Here is a 7441-nt window from a genome sequence, read left to right as displayed (position 1 = left end):
GAACCACCACGAAAGCGCAAGTTTCAGTCCATGCCAAAGCTATCTTAGCGCCTATGCCGTGAACGGGGAGAAGGAAGATCAGGCCGAAGCGCGCGCCTCAGCCAGCGCCTTCAGGTCGGCGGGCTTCAGTTCGACGGATTCGCCGCAGCCGCAGGCGGAACTCTGGTTCGGGTTGTGGAAGGTGAAGCCGGTGCGCAGCGTGGTCTGCTCGAAATCCATCTCGGTGCCGAACAGGAAAAGGGCAGCCTCGGGCGCGACATAGACATGCGCGCCGTCGCGTTCGATATGGTCGTCCTTGGTATTGGGCTCGGTCACCAGGTCGACCGTGTATTCCATGCCGGCGCAGCCGCCCTTTTTGATGCCGAGGCGAATGCCATGCGCATTGTCGCGCGTGGCGACGATCTCGCGCACCCGGTCGGCGGCCTTTTCGGTCATCATGATGACGGCGAAGCGTCCCATTCTTTTTCCTCTTCCATTCCATGCAGGTTCAAGGCCTGCCGAATGATTCCTCACCTAAAATGGTGAAGTTTTACCACTGGTGCAAGTGCACCAACCTCAGTCAACCTAGTACCAGCCCACCGCCACCTGCGCCTCTTCCGACATGCGGTCGGGCGACCAGGGCGGGTCGAAGGTCATGTTGACCTCGACGCCGGAGACGCCTTCGACGGCGCCGACGGCGTTTTCCACCCAGCCGGGCATTTCGCCGGCCACCGGACAGCCGGGCGCGGTCAGCGTCATGTCGATCTTGACCGCGCGGTTGTCCTCGATGTCGATCTTGTAGATGAGGCCGAGCTCATAGATGTCGGCCGGTATTTCCGGGTCATAGACCGTCTTCAGCGCCGAGACGATGTCGTCGGTCAGCCGCGCCAGCTCGTCGGCGGGAATTGCCGAGGCGGAAACCACCGGATTGACGGCCGCTTCCGGCGCGGTGGTGTGGCTCGCATCATCCATGGTCGTCATCCAAAGAACCTGTCACCCGAAGAACTTGCGCGCTTTTTCCAGCGCATCGGCCAAAGCGTCGACTTCGGCCCTGTTATTATACATGCCGAACGATGCCCTGCATGTGGAGGTTACGCCAAAGCGTTTCAACAGCGGCTGGGCGCAATGGGTGCCCGCGCGGACGGCAACACCCTGCCTGTCTATCACCATCGACACGTCATGGGCATGAATGCCCTGCAATTCGAAAGAAATGATGGCGCCCTTGTCCGGCGCGTCGCCGAAGATGCGCAGCGAGTTGATGGCGCGCAGCCGTTCATGCGCATAGGTCTTGAGATCGGCCTCATGGGCGGCAATGCGCTCGCGGCCAACCTTTTCCATGTATTCCAATGCTGCACCCAAGCCAATCGCCTGCACGATCGGCGGCGTGCCGGCCTCGAAGCGGTGCGGCGGCTCGTTGTAGGTGACGACGTCTTCCGTCACTTCCTCGATCATCTCGCCGCCGCCCATGAAAGGGCGCATGGCCGAGAGAATATCCTTCTTGCCGTAAAGCACGCCGATGCCGGACGGCCCGTAAACCTTGTGACCGGTGAAGACGAAGAAATCGCAGTCGAGGTCCTGGACGTCGATCGGCATGTGCACGGCGCTCTGGCTGCCATCGACAAGTACGGGAATGCCACGCGAATGCGCGATGCGCACGATTTCCTTGATCGGCGTCACCGTGCCCAGCGCGTTCGACATATGCGTGATGGCGACGAGCTTTGTCTTGTCGGTCAGGCGCTTTTCGAATTCCTCGATGTGGAAGATGCCGAGATCGTCGACCGGCACCCAGACCAGCTTGGCGCCCTGCCGCTCCCGGATGAAATGCCACGGCACGATGTTGGAGTGGTGCTCCATGATCGACAGCACGATCTCGTCGCCCGCGCCGATATTGGGCATGCCATAGCCGTAAGCCACGGTGTTGATGGCGGCGGTCGTGTTGGAGGTGAAGACGATGTTGTCGGTGCTTGGCGCATTGAGGAAACGGCGCACCGTCTCGCGTGCCTTCTCATAAGCGTCGGTTGCGGCATTCGACAGGAAATGCAGGCCGCGATGCACGTTGGCGTATTCCTGGGAATAGGCGTGCTGGATCGTATCCAGCACCACCTGCGGCTTCTGCGCCGAGGCGCCATTGTCGAGATAGACCAGCGGTTTGCCGTAGACTTCGCGCGACAGGATCGGGAAGTCGCGGCGGATCGCCTCGACGTCGTATGGGGTTGTTTCGATCTTCTGGTCCATTACAAGCTCTCTTGAGGCACCGCCTCACTTCGTCACGCACCCCTCATCCGACCGAGCTTCGCTCGGCCACCGCCCGGGGCGAGTCACTTGCCTCGCCCGTCCTTCGGACCCACAAGGGGAGAAGGGGAGGCGCTACCCATGCGCCACGAACCAGTCGTCCAGCCTTGTTTCCAGGGCCTCGACGATGGTTTCGTCGTCCAGTTCCTCGATCACTTCGGCGACGAACGCCTTGACCAGCAGGCCACGGGCGCTCTTCTCGTCGATGCCGCGAGCCATCAGGTAGAACAGATGGTTGTGGTCGATCTCGGTGACGGTCGCGCCATGGCCACAGATGACGTCGTCGGCGAAGATTTCGAGCTCCGGCTTGGTCGAGAACTCGCCATCATCCGACAAAAGCAGCGTGTTGCAGGCCATCTTGGCGTTGGTCTTCTGCGCGTATTGGTGGACGTTGATGCGGCCCTGGAAGACGCCGCGCGCCTTGCCGGTCACGACATTGCGGATCACTTCCGTCGATGTCGTATGCGGCACGGCATGGTCGAGCACCATGGTCACGTCGGTGTGGGTGTCGCCGGCGAGCAGGTTGATGCCGCGCAGTTTGAAGTCGGCGCCTTCGCCCGTGGTCTTCACCACGATCTCCTGGCGCACAAGCTTGCCGCCGGCATTCATGAAGAACACGGTCAGCTTCGAATTCTTGCCGAGATGCGCCTTGAACTGGGCAAGATGCGTGGCCGTTTCCGGCTGCTCCTGCACGATCAGCCAGGTAACGTCCGCACCCTCGCCCAGAACGAGCTGGCTGACCGAGCTGCCCAGTGCCGCGCCCTCGCCGGCCTGACGCTCGACGAGAGCAGCTTTTGCGCCGGCGCCGACACGCACGGGAAAGCGCACATGCACCTGGCCACCGGCCTGCAAATTCTGCAATTCGATCGGCTTTTCCAGTGCTGTGCCATCCGCAATGTCGACGAAATAGCCGTCAGCGACAAAGGCGGTGTTCAGCGCACCGATGGCGTCATCGCTGCCATAGGGATCGAGGCCCGGTGCGATCGAGCCGTCAGTCAGCTTTTCCGACAGGCGCTGGACGGTCACGCCTTCGATGGCAGGGAATTTCGCACTCGAGACGCCGTTCAGAACTGCCAGAACGGCGGAACCTTCGACGATGGGCGCCAGCCCCTTGGCGGCGGCCGTCGGATCGAACGCCGGCACCGCAGTCAACAGCCGGCGCAGGTCAGTGTAATGCCAGGATTCGATGCGCCGCGTCGGCAGCCCGTGCTTGATTGCCTCAATGGCGTCGTCGCGCTTCAGCATCACCGCGCCGTCGCCCGGCAGCAGCGACAACCGCTCGCCGAAAGCGTCGATCAACGCCGTTTCGGCCTGTGTGCGCTGGGGATGTGTATGCATATTCATCAGTTTTGCCCCGCCTTTCAGCATAAAATGGCCTTCTGGCATCTCACGCGGCTTCGCCGATCACGCCGGCATAGCCATTGGCTTCGAGATCGAGCGCCAGCGACTTGTCGCCGGACTTGATCACCTGGCCCTTGTATAGGACGTGCACGCTATCGGGCACGATGTGCTCGAGCAGGCGCTGGTAGTGGGTGATGACGATGATGGCACGGTCGGCCGAACGCAGCGCGTTGACGCCGTCCGAGACGATCTTCAGCGCATCGATGTCGAGGCCGGAATCGGTCTCGTCGAGCACGCAGAGCTTTGGCTCCAGCAGCTTCATCTGCAGGATCTCGGCCCGCTTCTTCTCGCCGCCGGAAAAGCCGACATTGAGCGGCCGCTTGAGCATCGCCATCTCCATCGAGAGCGAGGCTGCCGCCTCTTTCACCCGCTTCAAAAATTCCGGGATCTTCAGCGGCTCCTCGCCGCGCGCCTTGCGCTGCTCGTTCATCGCCACTTTCAGGAATTCCATGGTCGCGACGCCAGGTATCTCCATCGGATACTGGAAGGCGAGGAAGATGCCCGCGGTGGCGCGCTCGGCCGGATCCATTTCGAGGATCGACTGGCCGTTATAGAGGATGTCGCCTTCGGTGACCTCATAGTCCTCACGGCCGGCGAGGATGTAGGACAGCGTCGATTTGCCCGAGCCGTTCGGACCCATGATGGCAGCGACCTCGCCGTTTTTCACCGTCAGGTTCAGGCCGCGGATGATCTCGGTGCCGTCATCGACGATGCGGGCATGCAGGTTCTTGATCTCAAGCATTTTTTCTTTCCTGGATATATTGTCCGGTCAGCCGACCGAGCCCTCGAGGCTGATGCCGATAAGCTTCTGCGCTTCGACCGCGAACTCCATCGGCAGCTGCTGGATGACATCCTTGACGAAGCCGTTGACGATCAGCGCGATCGCCTCCTCTTCCGGGATGCCGCGCTGCATGACGTAGAACTTCTGGTCCTCGGAAATCTTTGACGTCGTCGCCTCATGCTCGAACTGCGCCGTCGAGTTCTTGGCTTCCATGTAGGGCACGGTGTGCGCGCCGCACTGGTCGCCGATCAGGAGACTATCGCAATTGGTGAAGTTGCGGGCGTTGGTCGCCTTGCGGTGCGCCGAGACCTGGCCGCGATAGGTGTTCTGCGAGAAGCCGGCGGCAATGCCCTTGGAGATGATGCGGCTCGACGTGTTCTTGCCGAGATGGATCATCTTGGTGCCGCTATCGACCTGCTGGTAGCCGTTCGACACAGCGATCGAATAGAACTCGCCGGAGGAATCGTCGCCGCGCAGGATGCAGCTGGGATATTTCCAGGTGATCGCCGAACCGGTCTCGACCTGCGTCCACGAGATCTTCGAACGGTGGCCGCGGCAGTCGCCGCGCTTGGTGACGAAATTGTAGATGCCGCCCTTGCCCTCGGCATCGCCGGGGTACCAGTTCTGCACCGTCGAATATTTGATCTCGGCATCGTCGAGCGCCACCAGTTCGACGACGGCGGCATGCAGCTGGTTCTCGTCGCGCTGCGGCGCCGTGCAGCCTTCGAGATAGGAGACGTAAGCCCCCTCCTCGGCGATGATCAGCGTGCGCTCGAACTGGCCGGTGTTCTTCTCGTTCATGCGGAAATAGGTCGACAGCTCCATCGGGCAGCGCACGCCCTTGGGCACGAAGACGAACGAGCCGTCGGTGAAGACAGCCGAATTCAGCGTGGCGTAGAAATTGTCGGATGTCGGCACGACCGAGCCGAGATATTTCTGCACCAGCTCCGGATGCTCGCGGATGGCTTCCGAGATCGAGCAGAAGATGACGCCGGCCTGCGCCAGTTCCTTCTTGAACGTGGTGACGACGGAAACGGAATCAAACACCGCGTCGACGGCGACACGGCCCGATTTGTAGACGTTGTCGCTGGGCTCCTCGAGATCGGAGACGTCGGTTTTCTGCACGCCGGCGAGGATTTCTTGTTCCCGCAGCGGAATGCCGAGCTTCTCGTAGACCTTCAACAGCTCGGGATCGACGTCGCTCAGCGAGGTCGGGCCGGGCGTGCTCTTGGGCGCCGCGTAGTAATAGAGGTCCTGAAAGTCGATCTTCGGATAATGGACGCGCGCCCAGGTCGGCTCTTCCAGGGTCAACCAGCGCCGATAGGCTTCCAGACGCCATTCCAGCATCCAGGACGGTTCATCCTTCTTGGCCGAGATGAAGCGAATAATGTCTTCGCTCAGGCCCTTGGGGGCCTTGTCCATCGCGATCTCTGTCTGGAATCCGTATTTGTACTGGTCGACGTCGATCTTTCGGACCCGATCGATCGTGTCCTGCACAGCAGGCATAAGCGTTCTCCATCCACGCCGGGGTCAAGGCCCGACAGTTTTCAAACTATGGCATCGCCGAGGGCTGCCCATGAGGCGCCGAAGGCGGCGTAAGTTTCATATAGTGCGTCTCGGCCGGGAATTCACCCGGCCACTTGCAAACGCACGGCTCTACCAGGCCGCGAGGCCTGAATTCTTTGTCGCCGCCTCAGGCGGCTTGTTCCCTGCCCGCCCGGCGCTGGGCAATACCGGCCAGCGCAGCACGGAACAGTTCGATATCCCCGGCACTCGTTGCGTGGCCGATGGACACGCGCAAAGCGCCCAGGCTGTCGCCATGACCCATGGCTTTCAGCACATGGCTCGGCCCGACCTTGCCCGACGAACAGGCCGATCCCGCCGACAGCGCAACGCCAGCCAGATCGAACGCGATCTGCGCCGTCTCGGCCTTGATGCCGGGAATAGCGAAGAATGTCGTATTGGCAAGCCTTGGCGCGCCGGTTCCGAAGATTTCTGCGTCCGGCACCAGCGTTTTGAGTGTTTTCTCGACCTCGCCGCGGCGTTGCGCGATCGCTTCGACGTCTTTCAGTCCAGCCAAAGCCTGCCGCGCCGCGGCGCCAAAGCCGGCGATGGCCGCCAGGTTTTCGGTGCCGCCGCGATGGCCCTTTTCCTGGCCGCCGCCATTGATCAGCGGCTTCGGCATCATCAGATCGGCTGCCGCAACGACGGCGCCGACACCCTTGGGGCCGCCGATCTTGTGCGAAGACAGAATCAAATAGTCGGCGTAAGCCGCTGACATATCGATGGGAACACGGCCCGCAGCCTGCACCGCGTCGACCACCAGAATGCCGCCCGCCGCATTGACGATCGCGGCGATGCGATCAATCGGCTGGATGACGCCGGTCTCGTTGTTGGCTGCATGGATCGCGACCAACGGCAGGCCTTCGGCCTTGTCATGCGCGGCCAGAGCGGCTGTCAGCTGAGCGAGGTCAGCGATGCCATCGGCGTCGACGCCGATCCGCGAAACCTGTGTTGCCGGGAAGCGGCCGCCGTTCAACAGGCAAGGGTGGTCGGCCTCGCAGACATAGAGCCGGCTCATGCGCACCGTGCCACGGCCCATCCGCCAATCCGGTGTCAGCAGCGTCGATGCGGCTTCCGTCGCGCCGGAGGTGAAGACGACATGCTCGGCCTTGGCGCCGACAAGTGCTGCCACATCGCGCCGGGCAGTGTCGATCAGGCGCCGCGCCGCGCGCCCCTCGGCATGCACCGACGACGGATTGGCGACGAGATCGAGCGCGGCAATCATCGCCTCGCGCGCCTCGGCAATGAGCGGCGCGCTGGCATTGTAGTCGAGATAGGCGCGTGCTGCGGCCATTTTCACCCAATCGATCCCGTCAAGACCCTTTCCGCAAGGATAGCGCGTTATTTCCTTGAAATTGCAAGGCAAGACGTCCTATTTACGCGGCTTGCGGCGAGGATGGCCGGGCCGTCACGGCTGGCTATCCA

The 7441-nt window shown here is 62.0% G+C and carries 7 protein-coding genes; all 7 read right to left on the bottom strand.

Going from position 1 to position 7441, the window contains the following annotated elements; translation table 11 throughout:
- Positions 1-78: 78 nt before the first annotated feature.
- Positions 79-459 (bottom strand): Fe-S cluster assembly scaffold SufA, encoded by a 381-nt coding sequence (gene sufA / locus X756_RS138725; protein WP_023731536.1) that lies wholly within the window; start codon positions 457-459, stop codon positions 79-81.
- Positions 460-564: 105 nt separating this feature from the next.
- Positions 565-951: an SUF system Fe-S cluster assembly protein gene (locus tag X756_RS138730; RefSeq protein ID WP_023684865.1), complete on the bottom strand. Its 387-nt coding sequence runs from the start codon at positions 949-951 to the stop codon at positions 565-567.
- A gap of 21 nt (positions 952-972) precedes the next feature.
- A complete protein-coding gene (locus X756_RS138735) occupies positions 973-2214 on the bottom strand; it encodes a cysteine desulfurase (protein ID WP_023731535.1) in 1242 nt (413 codons plus the stop codon).
- A 132-nt stretch (positions 2215-2346) separates the two neighbouring features.
- Positions 2347-3615: a Fe-S cluster assembly protein SufD gene (gene sufD, locus X756_RS138740; protein ID WP_023731534.1), complete on the bottom strand. Its 1269-nt coding sequence runs from the start codon at positions 3613-3615 to the stop codon at positions 2347-2349.
- A 43-nt stretch (positions 3616-3658) separates the two neighbouring features.
- Positions 3659-4414 carry a Fe-S cluster assembly ATPase SufC gene (gene sufC / locus X756_RS138745; protein WP_023711504.1) on the bottom strand — a complete coding sequence of 252 codons (756 nt, stop codon included), beginning with the start codon at positions 4412-4414 and terminating at the stop codon, positions 3659-3661.
- Positions 4415-4441: 27 nt separating this feature from the next.
- Positions 4442-5959, bottom strand: a complete 1518-nt coding sequence (gene sufB, locus X756_RS138750) for a Fe-S cluster assembly protein SufB (protein ID WP_023706434.1) — start codon at positions 5957-5959, stop codon at positions 4442-4444.
- A gap of 187 nt (positions 5960-6146) precedes the next feature.
- Positions 6147-7310, bottom strand: coding sequence for a cysteine desulfurase family protein (locus tag X756_RS138755; RefSeq protein ID WP_023711505.1), 1164 nt, complete (start codon positions 7308-7310; stop codon positions 6147-6149).
- Positions 7311-7441 lie beyond the last annotated feature (131 nt).

Source organism: Mesorhizobium sp. LNJC405B00, from assembly GCF_000502615.1.
In the GTDB taxonomy this organism is placed as follows: Bacteria; Pseudomonadota; Alphaproteobacteria; order Rhizobiales; family Rhizobiaceae; genus Mesorhizobium.
The sequence above is the reverse complement of the archived record's forward strand: the minus strand, read 5'-3'. Positions and strand labels throughout refer to the sequence as shown.